We start from the raw sequence: 20,358 nt of genomic DNA, 5'->3' as shown, positions 1-20,358 counted from the left end.
TCCGCCGACGGCGACCCGGCCCGCTCCATAGCCTGGGACCGTGAGCGAGATCGTCGTGTTCGGAGCGGGCGGCACCGCAGGTTCACGGATCGTCACCGAGGCCTTCGACCGGGGTCACCGGGTGGTAGCCGCGGTACGCCGACCGGAGGCCACCACCTACCTGCCCGCCGGGGTACGGGTGGTCACCGGTGACGCCACCAGCGAACGCAGCGTACGGGAGTTGGCGCCGCTGGCGGACGCCCTGGTGGTGGCGATCGGCGGCGGCGATCGTACCCTCTGGCCCGACGCGACCCGGGCCCTGCTCGACGGGTTACGGGGGATGCCGGCCGCGCCCCGGGTCATCCATGTCGGCGGCGGGGCCACCCTGCTGTCCCCCTCAGGACGCCGACTGCTGGACGAACCCGACTTCCCCGAGCAGTACCGTGACGCGGCTGAAGGCCAGGCGGAGGCGCTGGAGCTGTACCGCTCCCATGCCGACGGGGTGAGCTGGACTTATGTCTCGCCACCGCCCCTGGAGTTCCATCCAGGTGTACGTACCGGGCGATATCGCACCGGAACCGACAGCCCGGTTACCGACGCTGAAGGCCGGTGTGCACTCAGCTATGAGGACCTGGCGGTAGCGATCATTGATGAAATCGAGAATCCGCAATTTCTGGATTCCCGTTTCACTGTCGCTTACTGACCCCCTGATCTTGAGTAAGGGCAGCTCGCGAGTTAGATTCAAGCCTCCATGACCCGGGCGGCAGCCCCCTCTGCGCCCGGTTCTGACCGCAATTCAGGAGGCGCAGCCTTGTCTTCATTCGACGACACCGTGACACCCTCGCACGAATCGTCCAACTCCATCGGGTCCGGGTTCCTCAATCGTCGCCGGGTGCTGACCGTCGCCCTCGGCGGTGCCGCCACGGTCGCGCTGCCCGTGCCCGCGTGGGCCGCCAACGGCAAGCGGCCGGGTTCGCACCAGCCGCCGAAGCTCACCCCGGACGACCGGAAGGTCATCGCGCAGATCTCGTCGCGCCGGGCCCTGGAGCACCTGGTCAAGCTGTCGGAGGACATCGGGCCGCGCATCGGTGGCACCAAGTCGGAGCGGAAGGCCGCCGACTACATCGCCCGCCACTTCGACAAGCTGGGCTACGACACCACCCTTCAGCCGTTCACGGTCGCCGACAAGTTCACCGGCCAGATCAGCACGCCGCCCCGCGGCCGCAAGCTGCCGAAGGACCTGAACTGGCAGACCGGGGCCAGCGCCCACGCGGCGTTGGACACCAAGGTCACCGGTGACGTGGTCGACGTCCGCGCGGGCGCGGACAGCGACTACCCGGCCAACGTGCGCGGCAAGATCGTCCTGGTGGACTACGTCGCCGCCCGGCGTGAGCAGCTGGTAGCCACCGCCGTCGCGGCCGGTGCCGCCGGTGTGATCCTGATGGCCGCCGACGCGGCGCCGCCGCGCCTGGCCGGGACCTTCTCGCCCACCCTGCCCGGCTCGGCCAACAACCCGGTGCCGATCCCGGTGCTCGCCGTCGCGCAGTCCCAGAAGCACCGGCTGCGCGAGGCGCTGGCCACCGGACCGCTCACCCTCACCATCGCCACCACCGCGCACCGCAACCTGACCTCCAACAACGTGCTGGCCGAGCGGCGCGGGAAGTCGGGGGCGAACGGCCCGATCGTCATGATCAGCGCGCACTACGACACCGTGATCGGTGCCCCGGGTGCCAACGACGACGGCTCCGGCACCGCGCTCTGCATGGAGCTGGGCCGGGTGCTGAAGTCGATCCCGACCAACGCCACCATCCGGTTCGGCCTGTGGGGCTCGGAGGAGCAGGGCCTGATCGGCTCGCGCTACTACGTCCGCCAGATGCCGCAGGCCGAGCGGGACCGGATCCTCGCCGTCTACCAGAACGACATGGTCGCCACCAGCTGGGACCCGGCGACGAAGTACTGGCTGCTCTCCTTCGACGGCCAGGACAACCGGGCCACCTCCGAGGTCGCCGCCGCGGCCCGCCGCCTCGGCTACGAGCCGCAGATCTCCCCGGTGACCCAGCGCGGCTCCAGCGACCACCAGTCCTTCCAGGAGGTCGGCATCGCCAGCGCCAACTTCTCCTGGCGTGGCGAGGAGTCCCCGGCGCTGCTGGAGCCTCCGTACCACACCCCGGAGGACACCATCGCCAAGAACATCAGCCTGGAGCGTCTCCAGGTGTCGATGGAGCTGATCGGCACCGCCGCCTACGCGACCGCGCGGGCCTGATCTCTCGGAACATCTCGGACGGGGTGCGGCCGGTCGGCCGCGCCCCGTCCCCCGTTCGGGGGCGGTTGCGCCGATCAGCCGACCCGACCGGCCGAGGACTGGCTGGGCACCCGGGGTCGCACCGAGGGCCGCCAGGCCCGGCCGTTGGCGTAGATGACCCGGAACCCCAGGTACGACGCCAGGGGCGCCCAGTGGGCCGAACCCATCCGCAGCTCGGCGGCATTGTGCCGCTGACCGTTGGCCAGCACGTCCAGCAGGACGGTCTCGAACGCGGCCGACTCCACCCAGTCCACCTCGCGGGTGAAGCCACAGATCAACGCCGCGCCGGTGACCGCCAGGAACTCGCGCAGCACCGGCTCGGGGGCGCGCAGCACGGAGCAGCTGCCGAAGTAGAGTCGTCGTCCCTCGCAGCGCCCGGCCATCCGCTCGGCCACCTCGGTCAGCTCGACGGAGTGCCAGTCGGTCAGACAGAGCCGGTTCGGCTCGCCGTGCATGGCGAAGAAGCCCAGCCGGTAGTCGGCGTACTGCTTGAGCAGCCAGCGGTCGACGAAGTAGAACAGCTCGTCACGGGTGGCGGCGTCCTTGTGGATGAAGCGGATCCGCCCGAGCCGTTCGAGTAGTTCGAGGGTGGGCAGCACGGACCCTCGTTCGTTGAGATCCCGGTGCCACTGACCCTCGACGCAGAAGATGCCACCGCGCGCCACGCCGCCTCCCGTCGCAACCCGCGCTGACGTTACCGGGATCACCACTGTCAGGGAACCTCACCGATGCCCGGGCCAGCTGCGAGGTTGTGGACCGCCAGGGCGCGGCTGGGCGGCACTGTCCGAATGGCAAACGGCGACAATTCTCAGCGATTCCTCAGGTAAGCCAATTTCCGAGGACAATTCGCGTCAACTGCCGCGAATCCGCCCCTCAGGTGCGAGGGTGAATCTGCGGGACCACCCTGGTCAAACTCCCGCATACCATCCCTGTCGCTCTATCGGGAGGACTTCTGTGCGCGTACACACTGTGAAGCGGGCTCTGGTCGCCCTGGCCCTGGCTCTGCCGGGCGCCGCGATCGCCGCGGTGGTCGCCGCCCCGGCCGCGTACGCCGACGCCTGTTACACCTGGGACCGCACCCTCTACCAGGGGCGGTCCGGCAGCGACGTACGAGAGCTGCAACTGCGGGTGGCCGGTTGGGCGGGCAACCGCGACATCGTGGAACTCGACGGCCGGTACGGTCCGAAGACCGCAGCCGCGGTCCGCCGGTTCCAGTCGGCCTACGGGCTCACCGCCGACGGGATAGCCGGGCCGCAGACCTTCGCCAAGCTGTACCAACTCCAGAACGACGACTGCACGCCCCGGCACTTCAGCTACGCCGAGATGGACGACGGCTGCGGCCGGGGCGGGTGGACCGGGGGCCCGCTGACCACGGCACAGACCCGCCAGAACGCCCTGCGCACGATGTGGAAGCTGGAGGCCCTGCGCCGCAGCCTCGGCGACCAGCCGATCATCGTCACCAGTGGCTTCCGCAGTCGCACCTGCAACAACCAGGTCGGCGGGGCCACGGACAGCCAACACCTCTACGGCAACGCCGCCGACCTCATCTCCCGGGACCGGCCGCTGTGCGACCTGGCCCGCGCGGCCCGCAACCACGGGTTCAGCGGCATCATCGGCCCCGGGGTATCCGGACACAGCACCCACGTGCATGTCGACTCACGGCGGGAGAACAACCGGGACAACACCACGAACAGCACCTACTGGGCCGCCCCGGACTGCGGGATCGCACCCGGGTAACCGCTGAAGCATCGACGTCGGCCCGGGGCCAGGCGGGGGGAACGACCCGCGCCCCGGGCCGACGTCGTACCGCCGGTGGGCTAGCCCTCTCAACTCGCCCGTGGCCAGCGCGGCGCGGTGGCGGGGGGTGCCACCGGCCGGCCGGTCCCGGCGGCGCGGGCACCGGCCCGCACGGGGGGAACCGCCACCCGGGGAACCTGACCACGCACCGGATAGCCGGTGACATGGCCCTGACGTGGCGGATACCCGGCGGCCCGGTCGGCCTGCCCTGGGTGGGAGACGGTCCGGTCGCCACCCGACGGACGCGCCGCCGGGGGACGTCCCGGGTTGGGCCCGTTCACCAGGAACGGGAACGGTACGTGCACGAACGGGTTGCCGTGCCGGATGAGGGCGTCGAGCTGCCGCTCGTTGAGCCCGTGGTTCAACAGCACCTGCCGGCCCCAGCGGTGCAGGCGGCAGGGGAACCGCGATCCGTCGTTGCGGCACAGCGCCCCGGAGGGCCACTCCTCGGCCGCGTGTACCACCACCGCCCGGACCGCCAGCCGGACATCCTCGGGGGTCAGCGGCGTCGGCACCGGCAACTCACCCAGAATCTGATCGATGGGATCCGTCGACTGCTCATCAACTCGCACGGCAGGCCTCCCGCAACTCCGGTGGCGGTGCGCTTGAGCAGCGCACCTCAGACATTGGTACGGTCCCCACAGCGGGATGGTTCAACCGCCCGCACGGACGAGTTTCTCGCCTCAGACCAGTCCGGCGTCGTGCACGAGCAGAGCCACCTGCACCCGGTTGTTGAGGCCCAGGCGGGCCAGCAGCCGAGAGACGTACGCCTTGACGGTGGCGACACTCATGAACAGCTCTGCGGCGATCTCGGCGTTGGTCCGCCCCCGACCCAGGGCCACCGCCACCGCCCGTTCCCGTTCGGTCAGCCCGGCCAGCAGCCGGGCCGCCCGATCCCGCCGCGGATCGGCGACCGTACCGGCCGTGACGTGCTCGATCAGGCTGCGGGTGACCGTCGGGGACAGGGTCGCCTCCCCCGCCGCCACCCGGCGTACCGCCCGCACGATCTCCGCCGGTGGGGTGTCCTTGAGCAGGAAGCCACCGGCACCGGCGCGCAGCGCCCGCAGCACGTGCTCGTCCGCGTCGAAGGTGGTCAGCACGAGCACCTCGGGCGGTTTGGGCAGGGCCCGCAACAGCTCGGTGGCGGCCAGCCCGTCCATCCGGGGCATCCGGATGTCCATCAACACCACGTCCGGCCGGCAGGCCGTGGTCGCGGCCAGCACCTCGCTGCCGTCGGCCGCCTCCCCGACGACGGTGAGGTCGGGGGTACCCCCGAGGATCATCGACAGCCCGGCCCGGACCAGGGCGTCGTCGTCCACGATGAGGATCCGCACCGGTGGGGTACCCGAACCGGGCTGCTGTTCGGCGGTCATGTCGCCGGCCAGGGTAGCCAGGCGGCCAGGCGGAAGTCACCACTGCGGTCGCGGCCGTGTTCCAGCCGCCCGCCGGCCAGGTGCACCCGCTCGGCGACGCCGATCAGGCCGGTGCCGGCGCCGGGGATGGCTTCCCCGGTCGGCTCGCCCACCGGCCACCGGTTACGGATCTCCACGCTCAACCCCTCGGCCGGTGCGCCACGCAGCCCCACAGTGACGGCCGCCCCCCGGGCGTGCTTACGGGCGTTGGTCAACCCCTCCTGCACGATCCGGTACGCGGTCCGACCGGTGGCGGCGGGCAGTTCCGCCGCAGCGGACACCTCGTCCCGCAGCTCTACCCGGACCCCGGCGGCCCGGGATTCGGCGACCAGGGTGGGCAGGTCCGCGATGGTGGGCTGGGGACGCTCCGGCTCCGTGGCCAGCGAACCCTCCGTCCGCAGCACCCCGATCACCTCGCGCAGATCCTGCAAGGCGGCATGGGCACTGCTGCGGATCACCCCGGCGGCCCGGGCCACCTCCTCCGCGGGGGCGTCCGGACGGAATTCCAGGGCCCCGGCGTGCAGGCTGAGCAGGGAGATCCGGTGGGCCAGCACGTCGTGCATCTCCCGGGCTATCCGGGTGCGCTCCACCTGCTGGGCCTGGGCCACCCGCAGTTGCTGCTCGGCCTCGGCCCGCTCGGCGCGCTCCCGCAGGGAGAGCACCAACTGCCGCCGGGCCCGGACGAACATCCCCCAGGCCAGCACCAGCAGGGTGATCACCACCCCCCAGATGGTGGCCGGCCAGTAGGTCAGGTCGGGATCGGGACGCAGCAGCGCGAAGAACATGTTCGCGACCAGGCCACCCGCGGTGACCGCCAGGGCCACCGCGGTACGCCGGTGCACCACGACCGTGAAGTAGATGACCAGCAGCGAGACCACCGCGGTCATCGAGAACGCGGACAACGGCAGGGTGGCCACGGCCAGCCCGACCGGCCAGCGGCGACGGAACCACAGGGCCACCGCCAGGGACACCCCGATCACCGCGTCCGCGAGGATCATCCAGGGGTACGGCAGCCGCTCGGCGTAGGCCGGCCTCGGGGAGGCCGCGTCCAGGGTGGCCACCACCACCCAGCCGATGGCCACCAGGAAGCAGAGGCTGTCGACCAGCCAGTCCCGGGGGGTACGCCGAAAGCCCGGACGGGTGGGATCGAGCGCCCCCGGCAGCAACCCGGGATGTTCGGGGATGACGGCGCTGGTCACAGGCGCAATGGTAGGCAGCCTTAGGAGAGTCGGACCAGCTACCAAAGTCGACACCTGGGTGCCTACCTTGGTCGAGGCGAGGACAGACCCTCGGCCGCTGTGCTCGACCGGGTGGCCCGGGCAGGCTGACCGACATGATCGCGGTAGAGCAGTTGACCAAAAGATATGGACGGCACACCGCAGTCGATGACGTGTCCTTCCACTGCGAGCCGGGCACGGTGACCGGCTTCCTGGGCCCCAACGGGGCCGGCAAGTCCACCACGATGCGAATGATCTGCGGACTCACCCCGCCGACCTCCGGCACCGCCACCGTGACCGGTCACCCCTACCGCCACCTGCCCAACCCCGGCCGTACGGTCGGGGTGCTGCTGGACGCCTCCGCGCAGCACGCCGGGCGGACCGGCCGGGAGGCGCTGATCCTGGCCGCCGCCACCATGGGGGTCGACCGGCGACGGGTGGACGAGTTGCTCGATCGGGTGGGGCTGACCGGGGCGGCGGCCGGCCGCCGGGTCGGGAAGTACTCCCTGGGTATGCGGCAGCGGCTCGGCCTGGCCCAGGCATTTCTCGGCGATCCCCAGGTCCTGGTGCTGGACGAACCGGCCAACGGCCTGGATCCGGAGGGGATCTTCTGGATGCGCGGACTGCTGCGCGACTTCGCCGACCGGGGGGGCACCGTGCTGCTCTCCTCCCACCTGCTCCGCGAGGTGGAGGCGGTCGCGGACCGGCTGGTGATGATCGGGGGTGGCCGGATCGTGGCACAGGGCAGCAAGGAGGAACTACTGGCCGACAGCGGCACCCTGGTGCGGGCCCGCGACCGGGAGGCGTTGCGCGAGGCACTGCTACGGGCCGGGCTGCCGGTCAGCGATGGCACCGACGGGCTGCTGGTCGACGCCGACGGCGAGGCGGTCGGGTTGGCCGCCGCTGAGGCCGGGGTGCCGCTAACCGAGCTGCGCCCGGCCGGCGGCGGCGGCCTGGAGCAACTGTTCCTCACCCTCACCGCCGGTACGGCACCGGACCGGCTCGCCGGCCCCCTGGCCCCCGTAGCACCGACCGAGGAGACTCGCCGATGACCACCACCCTCGCCCGGACCGTAGGCTCGGCAGCCACCCGGAAACCCTCCCTGGTCCGGCTGACCGGGGTCGAGCTGCGCAAGCTCGTCGACACCCGGGCCGGCCGCTGGCTGCTGATCGCCATCGGCCTGGTCGCCGCCGTCATCATCACCCTGCAACTGGCGTACGCACCGGACGACCAGCAGACCTTCGCCAGCTTCTTCGGCACCTCCCTGTTCCCGGTCGGAGTGCTGCTGCCGGTGCTGGGCATCCTGTCGGTCACCACCGAGTGGTCGCAGCGCACCGCGCTGACCACCTTCGCGCTGGTCCCCCGGCGAGAGCGGGTGATCATCGCCAAGCTGGTCGCCGTGGTGCTGGCGGCGCTGGCCTCGGTGCTGGTCTGCCTGGCCGTGGCGGCTGTCGCAACACTGGTCGCCGAGGCGACCGGCGGGGCGGGCACCTGGCGTTTCGACGGAATGCTGCTCGTGCACGCCCTCGTGCTCCAGGTGTCCACCGCCCTGATCGGGGTGGCCTTCGGTCTGCTGTTGCTGCACACCCCCCTGGCCATCGTGGCCTACCTGGTGCTGCCGATCGCGTGGTCCATCCTGGGCGCTCTGGTCCAACCGCTGTACCGCGCCGGGGAGTGGCTGGACACCAACCGGACCATGGAACCGCTGTTCACGCCCGAGATGACCGGCGGCCAGTGGCAGCGGCTGGTGGTGTCGCTGCTGTTGTGGCTGGTCGTACCCTTGGTCGCCGGTCTGGTCCGCACGATGCGTCAGGAGGTTACGTGACGGCGTACGGGAAGCCGACCGTGGTCAGTGACGGTGTCGGGGAACTGGTGGTCCTCTGGGGCGGGTTCCCGATCGTCGGGGCCGCCGTGGGAGGGCTGCTGGCGGCCGGCGCGGGCTGGGTGACCGACCTGGCCTGGGCACCCGCGCAGGGACTGTTCCGGCTGGTCGACGGCCTGCCCGACGGGTACGCCCTGGGTGGCGGGGTGGGGCTGGGGGTGCTGGCCGGTCTGGTGGTCGCCGCGATGGGCACGGCCGACCGGGTGCAGGTCACCGTGGACGGCACCCGGGTCCGGTTGCGCCACCAGGGCAAGGAGCAGGAGATCGCTCGGTCGCAGACCCGGGTGGTGTTCGTCGACGGCAAGGATCTGGTGCTGCTCGACGGCGGCGCGGGTGAACTGGTCCGGCAGCGGTCCGACCTGCCGACCGACCGACTGGCCGCGGCGTTGCAGGAGCACGGCTGGCCCTGGGCGGACGCCGACCCGCACCGGGACGAGTACCGGCGCTGGGTGCCCGGCCTGCCCGGCCTGCCGACCGGCGCGGACGCGCTGCTACGCGCCCGGCAGGAGGCCTTGGAGCGGGACCGGCGCGATGAGGCTCGGGAGTTGCGCGCGGAACTCGGCCGCTACGGCGTGGTGGTCCGCGACGACGCCAAGCGCCAGTACTGGCGGTTGACCCGCTCGGACCGGTCACCACAGTGACGGTCTGCGCCTAGCGTTACCCGAACGCGTTAAAAAGGGGCCCCTCCTCTGCCGCAGGCGTTAAGAAGGGGCCCCTCCTTTCGAGCTGAGCCGACCTACTTCCAGTGGTGCTTGTGGCCGTGCTTGTGGTGGTGCTTGTGTCCCTTGCCCTTGCCCTTGCCCTTCCCGGGTGCCTTGCCCGGCACGCCGTTCACGGCCGAGGTGTCGAAGGCGAAGGTGATCACCGAGGCGGCCACGGCGTCGGAGTTGACGTCGAGGGCGAACACGTTGACGTTGCCGTGCAGCTTGTACTTCTTGCCCAGCGACTTGTACACCGCCGGGTCGCCGCCGTCGGCGACCGGCGTACGGCTGTCGCAGGCCAGGTGGTAGCAGGGGTCGTAGGCGACTCCCGCCACACCCCCGAAGAGGGCGGCCTCCTCGGCCGTCTTGACGCCTTCCGCCCCGGTGAACAGACCACCGGCGGGGATCTGGACGTCGATGAAGGCGCCGTAGTCCGAGCGACCGGTGAAGTCGGAGGCCACCGTGGGCAGCTTCCGGGAGGCGAAGAACTTCTCGAAGACCTTCTCGATCTGCGCCGAACCCTCCGGCCCCGGGCCGGAACCCTCCTGTGCCGAGTCGTCACCGTCGTACACCCCGAACACGTAGTTCGGCGAGCCGATCATGTCGAAGTTCAGGTAGAGGGCGATGTCGTCGACCTGCTGCGGGCTCAGGCTGTCCACGTAGTACTGCGAGCCGATCAGACCCGCCTCCTCTGCGCCCCACCAGGCGAAGCGGACCGCGTTGTACGGCTTGACCTTCGCCATCTGCAGGGCCACCTCCAGCAGCGCGGCGCTGCCGGTGGCGTTGTCGTTGAAGCCCGGCCCGGCCGGGTCCGAGTCCAGGTGCGCCCCGGCCATGACGACGTTGTCGGTGCGGCCGTGCTTGCTCTGGGCGATGACGTTCTCGGTGCTACGGATCTCCGAGGTGGTGTCGGCTTCGATCCGCACGGTCAGGCCCGGCGTGGTGGCGAACTGCGCACCGGTGTAGTAGGACACCGAGACCGCCGGAATGCCGACCGGGGCGCCGAGGGTGCCGGCGAACAGGTCGTACCGGTCGGCGTTGGCCTCCGGCGTACCGTTGCCCTGGTTCATCATGATCGCGCCGATCGCGCCGGCGGCCTCCGCGTTGGCCACCTTGTCACCGAAGGCGCAGGTACCGCGCTGCACCAGAGCGATCTTGCCGACCACGTCCACCCCGGCGAAGTCGCTGGCCTCGCAACCCGAGGTCGAGGCCCGCGGCGGGTCGAGGGCCAGGTCGACCGGGACGACGAGCCCCTGGGCGACCCCGGCGCCGGAGTAGTCCATCAGGGTGTAGTCGACCCCGTCGACATACGTCGTGGCCGTCGGCGCCACCTGGGCGAACGAGGAGCCGAACTCCTCGTAGAAGGCGAAGTCGAACTGCTGCCGGGTCACCTGGTACCCGGCCTTCTTCAGCAGCCGGACCACGTAGTCCGCGCTCGCGTCGTAACCCGAGGTCCCGGAGGCGCGGGTGCCGTTGTTGGCGTTCGCGATGTCCTGGAACTTGTCGAGGTGCTTGAGTACCCCCTTGACCGTCACCGCCTTGGTCAGCTTGGCGACGGTGTTGTTGTTCGGGCTGGCCTGCGCCGGGCCGGCCAGCGCCATCGTGCCCAGGAGGGTGCTGGCCGCGATAGCGGCAACCACCCGCCTACCTGAGAAAGGCACCACGATGTGCCACGTCCTTCCTCTGTGGAGATCCGGCTCCCCGCACCCCCGTGCGCCGGATGTTTGGTGGCCATCCTGCTGCACCGGACAGGACACGGCAAAGCATCTGTTCAGTCGGGTCACATAGACGTTCGTTCCAGTACGCCATCTGCCTCGGTGATTGGCCCGCAGCGACGGTGTCCAATGGCGACGATTGAGGCAGGTCAACGGCGGTTCAGCGGTGCGGACCCCGCAGGCCGGCCAGCAACTCGTCCAGGGAGTCCGGGTCGGCTCACCCGTTCACCGCGACCCGACCGGCCGGGTCGACGGTGATCTCGACCCGGTCCGGGCTGACCGACAGCTCGTCCAGCAGACCCGGGAACCGGTCGCTGAGCAACACGAACTCCTGATTGGTGGAACCCACCCAGGGGCGGGCGGTGTCGATCCGGTCCGCCTCGAAGGGACCGGCCACCAGCAGGTCGGTCGCCGCCAGCAGGGCGGCCGACTGGTCGAAGGGTTCCCCACCCAGCAGGGTCAGCCCCTCGGTGCCGGCGTCGAGCACCCGACGGGCCAACTCCCTCGGGGCCACCTGCTCGCCGCCGCGCTAGATCTGATCTGGCGGCTACCGGCCGCCGTCTCGCGCCGGTGAAGCGAAGCTGACCGACCACCGGCCGCCGTCGTTGTTGTAGGGGGTGGGCCGGAATTGTCGTACGGGTGCGCTGGGGTGAGGCAGCATCCGGGTCCAGAGGGCAGGCGCACCGCCGATGCCCCGGTGACCCGCAGGAGTCTGCTAACGGAAGGACAACGAGATCATGAATAGACGCGCCACCGGCCTCGCCATCGAGGCCGAGGGGCTGACCCGGTCGTTCGGTGAGACCCGTGCGCTGGCCGGACTGGACCTGACCGTGCCGGCCGGCGCCGTGTACGGGCTGCTCGGGCCGAACGGTGCCGGCAAGACCACCGCGGTCCGGGTGCTGGCCACCCTGCTGCGCCCGGACGGCGGCAAGGCCCGGGTGTTCGGCCACGACGTGGTCGCCGAGGCCGACGCGGTCCGCGCCCGGGTGAGCCTGACCGGCCAGTACGCCTCCGTCGACGAGGACCTGACCGGTACGGAGAATCTGATCCTGCTGGGCCGACTGCTCGGCCTGCGCAAGCCGGCCGCCCGAGCGCGGGCCGAGCAGCTGCTGGCCGCCTTCGGGCTGACCGAGGCCGCCGGCCGGCAGGTGAAGAAGTATTCCGGCGGCATGCGGCGCCGCATCGACATCGCGGCGAGCATCCTCAGCACCCCCGACCTGCTGTTCCTCGACGAGCCGACGACCGGGCTGGACCCACGCAGCCGCAACCAGGTGTGGGAGATCGTCCGGGCGGTGGTGGCCCACGGCACTACCGTCCTGCTGACCACCCAGTACCTCGACGAAGCCGACAAGCTGGCCAGCCGGATAGCGGTGGTCGACCACGGCCGGGTGATCGCGGAGGGCACCCCGGGCGAGCTGAAGTCGTCGGTCGGCTCCGGCACGGTCCACCTGCGGCTGCGGGAGGCGGCGAAGCGGCCGGAGGCCGCACAACTGTTGCAGACCACCCTCGGTGTGCCGGTGCAGTTGGAACCCGATCCGGTGGCGATCACCGCCCGGGTCGGTGGGGACGGCAGCGACCTGGACGCCAGCGCTCAGGCGGCCCGGGCACTCGGTGAGCTGTCCCGCGCCGGGATCGTGGTGGACGACTTCTCCCTGGGCCAGCCGAGCCTGGACGAGGTCTTCCTGGCCCTGACCGACCGACCCGCCGTATCGACGGAGACCGAGCGTGACCCCGTGGAGGTAGCCCGATGAGCAGCGACACCACCACCTCGACCGGTCGGGCCCCGACGGTCTACGTCCCCTCGACCGAGGCGTTGGCGACCGTGCTCGCCCCGGGCGGTCGACCGCCCCGGCCCAGCCCACTGGCCGCCTCCCTGGCCTTCAGTTGGCGCGCCCTGCTGAAGATCAAGCATGTGCCGGAGCAACTGTTCGACGTGACGGCCTTCCCGATCATCATGGTGCTGATGTTCACGTACCTGTTCGGCGGGGCCCTCGCCGACAGCCCGCGTGACTACCTCCAGTTCTTCCTGCCGGGCATCATGGTGACCAGCGTCGTGATGATCACCATGTACACCGGGGTCGGGCTGAACACCGACATCGAGAAGGGGGTCTTCGACCGGTTCCGGACCCTGCCGGTGTGGCGGCCCGCCGCCCTGGTCGGCATGATCGTCGGGGATGTGCTGCGCTACGTACTGGCCGCGGTGGTGATCCTGACCGTCGGGCTGGTGCTGGGCTTCCGCCCCGACGGAGGTGTGCTCGGGGTACTCGCCGGGATCGGTCTGCTCGTGGTCTTCTCGTTCGCCTTCTCCTGGGTGTGGACCTTCTTCGGACTGGTGCTGCGCAGCGAGAAGTCCGTGATGGGGGCCAGCATGATGGTGCTGTTCCCGCTGACCTTCCTCAGCAATGTCTTCGTAGACCCCTCGACCATGCCCGGCTGGCTCCAGGCCTTCGTCAAGGCCAACCCGATCACCCACCTGGTGTCGTCGGTGCGGGCCGCGATGGGCGGTACCACGGACGTGTCGAGCATGACCTGGATGGTGGTGTGGAGTGCTCTGTTCATGGTGGTGTTCGGCACCCTGACCATGTACCGCTACAACCGCCGCTGATCAGACACACCGTGCCGTGGCGGGCAGGCCGGTCACAGCCGCCACGGCACGGGCTCGGTGGGCAGGTAGCGGCAGGCCGTACCGGTGGAGACCGACTGACGTAGGTGGGCGGCGAGCGGCGGGTGTTGCTGCTCGAGACGACGCAGGGTGTGCCGGATCCGGGCGGTGACGGTCTTGCGGGCCCGTTCCGCCTCGTCGCCGAGACGGCGGTTGCGGCCGGCCAGGCCGGCAGCCGAACGTAGCTGCTCGATCAGGGCCCGCCGCTCGTCCTCCAGGGCCGCCACCTTGGTCTGGTCGCCCCGCAGGGCCGCCCGGTCGATCTCCTCGTCGAGCAGGGCCAGGTGCCGCCGGTAGCGGTTCCTGGCCTCCTCGTCGAGGATCTCGTCACCGCCGAGCCGACGAGCGGCGACCAGTTCCGGCCCGGCGGCCGGATCGAGCAGACCGACCGCGGGCATGTCAACCCCGGGGCACCCGAGCAACAGGTGCAGGTCGTTGAGCCCTTTGGCGTCCGGCAGGTACGCGGTGGTGCCGCCGTAGCTGAGCCGCCACACCGCCCCGTCCCGGCGGAACTCGTACGCCAGGGCGGTTGTCGCCCCATCCGGCTCGGCTTCGAGCAGTGGCCCACCGGCCCGCTCCGGAGAGGAGCCGATCGGTGTGGGATCGGTCAGCCGAGCGAGCACCTGTCGCATGTCGAGGCTGCGGGCCTCGCGCTCGGCTTCGCGGCGCAGGTCGGCCGCGACCTCCGAGTCGCCGGGACCGTTGCGGGCGGTGAGGGCGTCGGCCAGTGCGGTGCTGGCGATCAGCGACCAGGGCCGCGAACCCATCCGGTCGGCGTTGTCCCGGGCGGCGGTGAAGCCGGCCACGGCCTCGTCCCAGCGTTTGTCGGCCGCGTCGACCACGGCCAGCCAGTGGTCGACCGGGCCGCTGATGTCGCAGCCGTACACGGCGACCAGCCATTGACCCCGGTACGGCAGCAGGGCCTGCCGGGCGGCCTCGCAGCGACCGGGGTCGGTCACCGTGACCTGGGCCTGCAACCGCAGCCACAGCGGCAGGATCACCGACGGGTACGCGCCACCGGCCGCTGCCAACCGGGCGGTGATCCGGGCGGCGTGGCGGTGCTCGCCACGCTCGGCAGCGGTGACCGCGTGGAGCAGTTCGAGGAACTGTTGCTCGGCCGGATCAAGCCCGTCGAGCAACGCCTGGGCCTCGTCGAGGCGCCCACGCAGCAGCAACAGCGACCAGATCAGGTGACGATCGATGAACAGGTGTTTGTCGTTCTCCCACCCCTCCCACCACAAGCCCGTCGACGGTTCCACCTCGGGGCTGCGCAGTTCGGCGTAGCAGGCTTCGGCGGCCGCGAAGTCGCCCCGGAAGGCGCTGACGATTCCGCTGTCGATGTTGGCGGCCATCCGGTGCCGGACCTTGCCGGCCCGCCGGCCGGCGGTCACGAAGGCGGTGAGCTCGTCCAGGTAGCGCGGGTCACCGAGTTCCAGTAGCGCGACCCAACGCAGGGAGGTGGCCCAGAGCGGGGTCTCCTGGTCACCGGAGCGGCGGGCCACCTCGCGGATCTCGGCGGTGAGCGCGGCTCGGCGGGCCGCCATTCCCGGTCCCCATGCGGCGTCGTGGCGGGCCCAGAGGCTGACGCTGAGCGCACCGTCGTCCTGGTTGCGTCGGGCAAGCTCCTCGGTGGCGTTGATCAGGCCGACTTCCAGGGTCTCGACCGGCACGTCGGACCCCGGCTCCCCGACGAGCCGCCGGTACGCCTCCCGCACCAGCGCCTCCGTGTCGATCTCCGGCCGCGAGGTGATCTGACAGTGTCGATAGACGCTGAGCGCGAAGCGGGCCAGCAGCGCAGGTTCGTCGACCGCCAGCGCCTGCACGGTGGTCTCGGCCAGCAGTCGACTCGCCTCGGCCTGGTCGCCGGTGTGGAAGAGACGATCGGCCAACTCGATCATGATGCGTACCCGCTGCACCTCGTCTCGGCTGATCACCAGCGCCCGACGCAGGTGCACTGTCGACTCCTCCAAGGCGAGCCGGCAACTGGCGTCGCGGGCGGCGGCGATCAGCAGGTCGGCGCAGCGGTACGGGTCGAGACGGTCACCGGCCAGCCAGGCGTGCCGGGCCAGGTCGGCGGGGACCAGCCGCTCGGTGAGCGCGGCGTGCTCGTCGACGGCGCGGACCACGGCGGCGTGGTGATCCTTGCGATCGTCGTCGGTGAGCCCTTCGTAGAGGGTCTCCCGGACCAGGTCGTGGGCGAAGGCGTACCCGCCGTCGGGGTGGGCGAGCACGAGTCGCGCGCTCACCGCGACGTCAAGGAGGTGGTCGAGTCGGGTCGGCGGCAGCCCGGCGCTGGCGGCCAGGACCGCGCGGTGGAACTCGCGGCCCAGCACCGCAGCGACCACGAGCGCATGGACCACCGCCTCCGGCAGATGATCCAACCGTCTGCGGACCACCTCCCGGACACCGGGCGCGATGCCGCTCGTCGCGCCGTCGACGTGCCAGAGCCGAGCGGTCTGCTCGACGAAGAAGGGGTTGCCGCCGGTACGCCGGTAGACGTCGTCGACGCAGTCGGAGGTGGGCTCCCGCCCGGTGATGCGGGCGATCAACACTCCGACGTCGTCCCGGGACAGGCCGGTGAGGGTGATCGTGGTGGCCTTGGCGGTCAGCGACATCAGCAGCGGGCGCAGTGGATGATCACCCGCCTCGACCTCGGCGTCCCGGTAGGTGCCGACGAACAGCAGCCGCTCGTACCAGGTGTGCTGGGCGGCGAACTGCAGCAGTCGCATGGACGCCGGGTCGGCCCAGTGCAGATCGTCCAGGACCACCACGACCGGCCGATGTTGGCTGACGGCGACCAGAGCGGTGGTGACCGCGTCGTAGAGGGCGAACGCCTCCTGCTCGGCCGCGTCGCCCGCACCGTGCGGACCGGCCACCACGGAATGACCGGCCGGCTCGCCGTGCAGCAGGGCGAGGGCCGGCTCGGCGGACTCCCGGGCCACCGCCCAGTCGGCGGCCGACCGGCGCAGCCCACGCAGCACCTGCAACCAGGGCCAGTAACCGGGCGCGCTGGCCGAATCCCAACAGGCGGCGCCGAGGACCAGGGTGCCCTGCCGGCGGGCCTCGTCGGCGGCGGCGGTCACCAGGGTGGTCTTGCCGATGCCCGGCTCACCGCCGACCAGCACGAGGCCGCCATGACTGGCGGTGGCGCGGTCCAGTTCCGCCCGTAGCAGGCCGGCAGGGTGTTCCCGCCCGATCAGCACTCCGCCGGACTGCGCCCTCATGAAAACCGACGGTAGCCGACCGGGCCGACATTGCGGGCGCTCCGAACAGCCGTCCTGCGCCCTATACCGACCCGGTTCGGCTGTCCTGCGAAGGCGGCCGGCGGGGGTCGTCCGCGACCTGCGATGTCACCCCAAACGTGCCACCGCCGCCACGGTCGGGACCTACCGTGGTGGTGGGCGACGCTTCCCACGCGTCCGGTAACCGTCGAAGCGACACGGGGGTGTCCATGCGGCGACCGAAACGCGGCCCGGTCTTCGAGACCGGGCTGTGGCTGCGGCAGCGTCGGCGACGATGGCGGACCCGTCGGGAACGCGCCGACGAACGTCGCACCCGACGGCGCATCGACGAACGGGCCGCTCGTGCGCCGCGTTGGCGACGCGGTCACCGGGTCCTGTGGTGGGTGATCGTCGGCGGCGCCACTCTGCTGGTCCTGTGGTTGGTGTACTCACTCGTCGGGGCGGTGCTGAGGAAGGACCTGCTCGGCAGTCGTGGGCCTTCGACCTGGTGCAACGGCTCGGAGGCCGGGCCCTACTACTGCGGGCAGGTGCTCGATTTCGTCAAGGGGCTGCTGGCGGCCGCCCTCGCCGTGGCGGTGTTCCTGTTCTGGCGATACCGCCGGGTGCTGCGGTCGTATCGGAAACAGGCCCGCAACCAGCAGCAACTCGCGGTGCCCAGCGCCGAGCACGACATCAGCGACATCGAGGTGGTGGGTCGGGAGGACCTGTGTCAACTGATGGTCCGGCGGGTGCGGGATCCGCACAACCGTCGACCCCTCCTGCTGGTGGGCGGCATCGGCACCGGCAAGACCACGACCCTGGTCAAGCTGGCCGAGATGCTGATGGAGGTCGGGGTGGTCCCGGTCGGGATCAACCTGCGTGACGTCCAGACACCGGCGGACCTGAACTTCCACACGCTGGCCCGGCAGCGTTTTCAGGCTGTCATCGACACCCAACTGCACGCCGAGGGCGAGGCGGACAAGACCTGGCGGCAGTTGTGGCGGGAGAACCGGCTGGTGGTGCTCGCCGACGGCCTGGATGAGGTGCTGGCCGGCACGGAACAGCCCTATGACCGGGACAGCCTGCTCCGCCAGGCGGTCGGCGAGGCCAAGCGGGAGAACCTGCCACTGATCATCACCTCCCGTCCCCAGGACCCGTTGCGCGCCCTGGACGCGGTGCTGCTCCAACTGGAACCCCTCTCCGAGGGCGCCGCCTTCGGATACGTACGCAACCAGGGTCGCCAGGTCGACGCGACACCCAAATGGGATCAGGCCACCTCGTTGATCAAGATGGCCGATGTCGCCGACTCACCCTTCTACCTGCGGATCATCGGCAAGCTCTACCAGGTGAACCGGTTGGATCGGGTGCCGCTGGGCCCGGGCCGGGCGGTGACCCGCCGACGGCTGCTGGACGAGTGGCATCAGGCACTGGTGGAGGGGGACCTGTACGAGGACTACGGCCTGCCGCCCAGGGAACGCGGCGAGGCGATCGAGGTGCTCTCCGCACTGGCCTGCCTCGGCCTGCGCGACAACGCCCTCAAGGTCCGCACCAGCGAACTCAGCCCGACCGGAGAGTACGCCGACACCGGCCGCCGGCCGGACAGCGATCCGGTCCCCCGGCAGGCCGGTGACGGCGACCGACAGCGGATCCGGGAGGAACTGGACACCCGACTGGACAAGCTCAGTGTGGACAATCCGCAGGATCTCGGACTGGCCGAGACCACCGGCGACCGGCTCAACATGGTGGTCAAGGAGCAGGACGGCGTCCGATTCCAACACGGGGTGGTGCAGGCGTACCTCGGCTGTCGCTTCCTCGACGCCGCGCTGCGGGACGAGGGCTTTCTGCGCCGGGCACTGCGCAACGGGCCCGGCCGGGAACTGCTGGCCGCCCTCACCCTGTACTCCGGCCAGAAACCCCCCACCGCCAGGTCGGCGGGTGACGGGGACAGGCGAGTGGAACTGGTCCGGACGGTCAGCCAGGAGGCGGTCCGGACCCGCAACCGCACCCGGGCGGTGGAGATGTTCGCCGCCGCCCTGGAGATGGACGCCGCCATCGGCCACCCCACCCACCGTGAACTGGCACAGCAGATCCGCCATGCCTGGCGCCACTACCAGGGAGACGGCTCGATCACCGACCGGCCACTGGAGGACGCCAAGATCGCCCTGGTGCACCGGTTCGGCGACGCCGCACGGCTGATCGACCAGGAGCGCGGGCCCGAGCCGGGGTACCAGTCGCTGTTCAGGATGATGGCGACGGAGACCTCGTACCTCACCAGGTTGGCGGCGGCCCGCGAACTCGGCAGAGGCGGCGACCCGGCCGTGGTCGCCCTGCGCAGCCTGCTCGACGACCAGGACGCCGACCTGCCGGACGATCCGGACGCCGACCTGCCGGACGAAGACCCGCAGGTCCGTCGAGAGCGCCTTCGGCAACTGCGGGCCTGGCTCGCCCCGTCGCTGTTCCTCTTCGCCGGCGACCCACCCGAACGGCCCGGCTGGCGGCCCAGGTCCGAGGCCGAAGACCTCCTCCGTGCCTGGGTGGGTCGACTGCGCACCGACGACGAGGCGACCCGGGTCTGGGAGCTCCAACTGGCGCAGGGCTTCCGGCTGGCCGCCAACTGCCGGCACTTCTCGGCACACCGTGGTCGGCTCGCCGAAGCGGCCGAGGAGGCGCTTCGGCACTCCCGGTTCTGGTACTCGCACCTGACCCTCATCCAGGCGCTCACCCTGCTGGCCCTGCCGGAGAACCCCGCCGAGCCGCTGGGTGAGATCGGCCGGCACGGTTCCGACCCGCGCGGCCTGGTCGACTACTGGCTGGCCATCGCCGGGGGTGGGAACGCCGCCCCGCAGCCGGACGGCGAATCGGCGCACCCACTGGTGCGGACGGTCGCCGACGAGTGCGTCGCCGCGCTGGTCGACCGGCACCCCGAGCTGCACTGCTGGGTCGACGAGCACGAGATCGTCGGTCGGGTCGGCTCGGCCAGTCCACAGCCGGCCATCCGTCGACAGCAGGCATCGTGGCTGCCGCCCTCGCACGGTTGGGCGGTGCTGAAGCCACGGGCACAACGCCTGCTCGCCGATGTCATGCTGCTGCTCAATCTCGCCGACCGGGGTGGCGACGACACCGAACGCACCCGCCGACTGGGCCGATCCAACCGCTCGGAACTGCCCCCGTGCCTGACCATCGACCGCACCGCCATGCGGGTCAATCTCAGCCGCCGGCAGTCCCGGGATGTCCAGCCCGGTGCGACCTGCATCGACGACTGCCCCTTCCGGCTCTGCCCGTTGCCGCCCAAGGGCGAGGAGTTGGCGTACCAGATGGACGAGGCGTTCTGTGCCAACCAGGCCGATCTCGTCGGGCAGTGGCGTCAGCCCTCCTCCTGGGCCTGGTGGCAGAAGGTGGACCGGGAGGATCTGCGCGACTTCTGGCGGGAGATGTCGGAGCGGATGATTCCGGCCTGGCGGAAGTAGGCC

The 20,358-nt window shown here is 70.9% G+C and carries 16 protein-coding genes; 9 read left to right on the top strand and 7 right to left on the bottom strand.

Annotated features, from left to right (window positions below; genetic code table 11):
* Positions 1 to 40 precede the first annotated feature (40 nt).
* Together ABZ795_RS04010 and ABZ795_RS04005 are read left to right on the top strand one after the other, a co-directional pair.
* Positions 41 to 682: an NAD(P)H-binding protein gene (locus ABZ795_RS04010; RefSeq protein ID WP_357528665.1), complete on the top strand. Its 642-nt coding sequence runs from the start codon at positions 41 to 43 to the stop codon at positions 680 to 682.
* A 108-nt stretch (positions 683 to 790) separates the two neighbouring features.
* Positions 791 to 2,242 (top strand): M28 family peptidase, encoded by a 1,452-nt coding sequence (locus ABZ795_RS04005; RefSeq protein WP_357528663.1) that lies wholly within the window; start codon positions 791 to 793, stop codon positions 2,240 to 2,242.
* Between the two features lie 74 nt (positions 2,243 to 2,316).
* On the opposite strand, the gene ABZ795_RS04000 is transcribed toward ABZ795_RS04005, so the two are convergent.
* A complete protein-coding gene (locus tag ABZ795_RS04000) occupies positions 2,317 to 2,946 on the bottom strand; it encodes a hypothetical protein (protein WP_357528661.1) in 630 nt (209 codons plus the stop codon).
* A 289-nt stretch (positions 2,947 to 3,235) separates the two neighbouring features.
* Here ABZ795_RS04000 and ABZ795_RS03995 point away from each other — a divergent pair, with 289 nt between their 5' ends.
* Positions 3,236 to 4,018, top strand: coding sequence for a D-Ala-D-Ala carboxypeptidase family metallohydrolase (locus tag ABZ795_RS03995; protein ID WP_357528659.1), 783 nt, complete (start codon positions 3,236 to 3,238; stop codon positions 4,016 to 4,018).
* 89 nt (positions 4,019 to 4,107) lie between these two features.
* On the opposite strand, the gene ABZ795_RS03990 is transcribed toward ABZ795_RS03995, so the two are convergent.
* The 3 genes from ABZ795_RS03990 to ABZ795_RS03980 form a co-directional block, all read right to left on the bottom strand.
* The gene (locus tag ABZ795_RS03990; RefSeq protein WP_357528657.1) at positions 4,108 to 4,650 is read right to left on the bottom strand and encodes a hypothetical protein; all 543 of its coding nucleotides are present in this window, start codon (positions 4,648 to 4,650) and stop codon (positions 4,108 to 4,110) included.
* Positions 4,651 to 4,761: 111 nt separating this feature from the next.
* Positions 4,762 to 5,451, bottom strand: a complete 690-nt coding sequence (locus tag ABZ795_RS03985; protein WP_357528655.1) for a response regulator transcription factor — start codon at positions 5,449 to 5,451, stop codon at positions 4,762 to 4,764.
* Entirely contained in the window at positions 5,448 to 6,689 is a 1,242-nt protein-coding gene (locus ABZ795_RS03980; protein WP_357528653.1) for a histidine kinase, read from the bottom strand. The genes ABZ795_RS03985 and ABZ795_RS03980 overlap by 4 nt, the downstream gene beginning before the upstream one ends.
* A gap of 134 nt (positions 6,690 to 6,823) precedes the next feature.
* On the opposite strand from ABZ795_RS03980, the gene ABZ795_RS03975 reads away from it, so the two are divergent.
* Genes ABZ795_RS03975 through ABZ795_RS03965 form a run of 3 tightly spaced genes read left to right on the top strand, consistent with a single transcriptional unit; the run spans position 6,824 to position 9,230 of the window.
* Positions 6,824 to 7,759 carry an ATP-binding cassette domain-containing protein gene (locus tag ABZ795_RS03975; protein ID WP_357528651.1) on the top strand — a complete coding sequence of 312 codons (936 nt, stop codon included), beginning with the start codon at positions 6,824 to 6,826 and terminating at the stop codon, positions 7,757 to 7,759.
* A complete protein-coding gene (locus ABZ795_RS03970) occupies positions 7,756 to 8,532 on the top strand; it encodes an ABC transporter permease (RefSeq protein WP_357528649.1) in 777 nt (258 codons plus the stop codon). Before ABZ795_RS03975 ends, ABZ795_RS03970 begins: the two co-directional genes overlap by 4 nt.
* Positions 8,529 to 9,230: a hypothetical protein gene (locus ABZ795_RS03965; RefSeq protein WP_357528647.1), complete on the top strand. Its 702-nt coding sequence runs from the start codon at positions 8,529 to 8,531 to the stop codon at positions 9,228 to 9,230. Before ABZ795_RS03970 ends, ABZ795_RS03965 begins: the two co-directional genes overlap by 4 nt.
* Before the next feature lie 95 nt (positions 9,231 to 9,325).
* On the opposite strand, the gene ABZ795_RS03960 is transcribed toward ABZ795_RS03965, so the two are convergent.
* Together ABZ795_RS03960 and ABZ795_RS03955 are read right to left on the bottom strand one after the other, a co-directional pair.
* Entirely contained in the window at positions 9,326 to 10,930 is a 1,605-nt protein-coding gene (locus ABZ795_RS03960; RefSeq protein ID WP_357528645.1) for a M28 family metallopeptidase, read from the bottom strand.
* 292 nt (positions 10,931 to 11,222) lie between these two features.
* Positions 11,223 to 11,519, bottom strand: coding sequence for a hypothetical protein (locus ABZ795_RS03955; RefSeq protein ID WP_357528643.1), 297 nt, complete (start codon positions 11,517 to 11,519; stop codon positions 11,223 to 11,225).
* Between the two features lie 223 nt (positions 11,520 to 11,742).
* Here ABZ795_RS03955 and ABZ795_RS03950 point away from each other — a divergent pair, with 223 nt between their 5' ends.
* Both ABZ795_RS03950 and ABZ795_RS03945 read left to right on the top strand, forming a co-directional pair.
* Positions 11,743 to 12,756, top strand: a complete 1,014-nt coding sequence (locus ABZ795_RS03950) for an ATP-binding cassette domain-containing protein (protein ID WP_357528641.1) — start codon at positions 11,743 to 11,745, stop codon at positions 12,754 to 12,756.
* The gene (locus ABZ795_RS03945; RefSeq protein ID WP_357528639.1) at positions 12,753 to 13,610 is read left to right on the top strand and encodes an ABC transporter permease; all 858 of its coding nucleotides are present in this window, start codon (positions 12,753 to 12,755) and stop codon (positions 13,608 to 13,610) included. The genes ABZ795_RS03950 and ABZ795_RS03945 overlap by 4 nt, the downstream gene beginning before the upstream one ends.
* A gap of 32 nt (positions 13,611 to 13,642) precedes the next feature.
* On the opposite strand, the gene ABZ795_RS03940 is transcribed toward ABZ795_RS03945, so the two are convergent.
* Entirely contained in the window at positions 13,643 to 16,891 is a 3,249-nt protein-coding gene (locus tag ABZ795_RS03940) for an AAA family ATPase (RefSeq protein WP_357528637.1), read from the bottom strand.
* A 227-nt stretch (positions 16,892 to 17,118) separates the two neighbouring features.
* Between ABZ795_RS03940 and ABZ795_RS03935 the strand changes: the two genes are divergently transcribed.
* The gene (locus ABZ795_RS03935; RefSeq protein ID WP_357528635.1) at positions 17,119 to 20,355 is read left to right on the top strand and encodes an NACHT domain-containing protein; all 3,237 of its coding nucleotides are present in this window, start codon (positions 17,119 to 17,121) and stop codon (positions 20,353 to 20,355) included.
* Positions 20,356 to 20,358 lie beyond the last annotated feature (3 nt).

This window comes from Micromonospora sp. NPDC047134, assembly GCF_040643455.1.
GTDB lineage: Bacteria > Actinomycetota > Actinomycetes > Mycobacteriales > Micromonosporaceae > Micromonospora.
Note: the sequence above shows the minus strand (reverse complement) of the source record. Positions and strands in the feature narration are given on the sequence as shown.

Bases quoted from the DNA above. Each gene is read 5' to 3' on its own strand.
- ABZ795_RS03985 (WP_357528655.1), bottom strand. From the start codon at position 5,451: ATGACCGCCGAACAGCAGCCCGGTTCGGGTACCCCACCGGTGCGGATC.
- ABZ795_RS03945 (WP_357528639.1), top strand. From the start codon at position 12,753: ATGAGCAGCGACACCACCACCTCGACCGGTCGGGCCCCGACGGTCTAC.
- ABZ795_RS03970 (WP_357528649.1), top strand. From the start codon at position 7,756: ATGACCACCACCCTCGCCCGGACCGTAGGCTCGGCAGCCACCCGGAAA.
- ABZ795_RS03950 (WP_357528641.1), top strand. From the start codon at position 11,743: ATGAATAGACGCGCCACCGGCCTCGCCATCGAGGCCGAGGGGCTGACC.
- ABZ795_RS03935 (WP_357528635.1), top strand. From the start codon at position 17,119: ATGCGGCGACCGAAACGCGGCCCGGTCTTCGAGACCGGGCTGTGGCTG.
- ABZ795_RS03975 (WP_357528651.1), top strand. From the start codon at position 6,824: ATGATCGCGGTAGAGCAGTTGACCAAAAGATATGGACGGCACACCGCA.
- ABZ795_RS03940 (WP_357528637.1), bottom strand. From the start codon at position 16,891: ATGAGGGCGCAGTCCGGCGGAGTGCTGATCGGGCGGGAACACCCTGCC.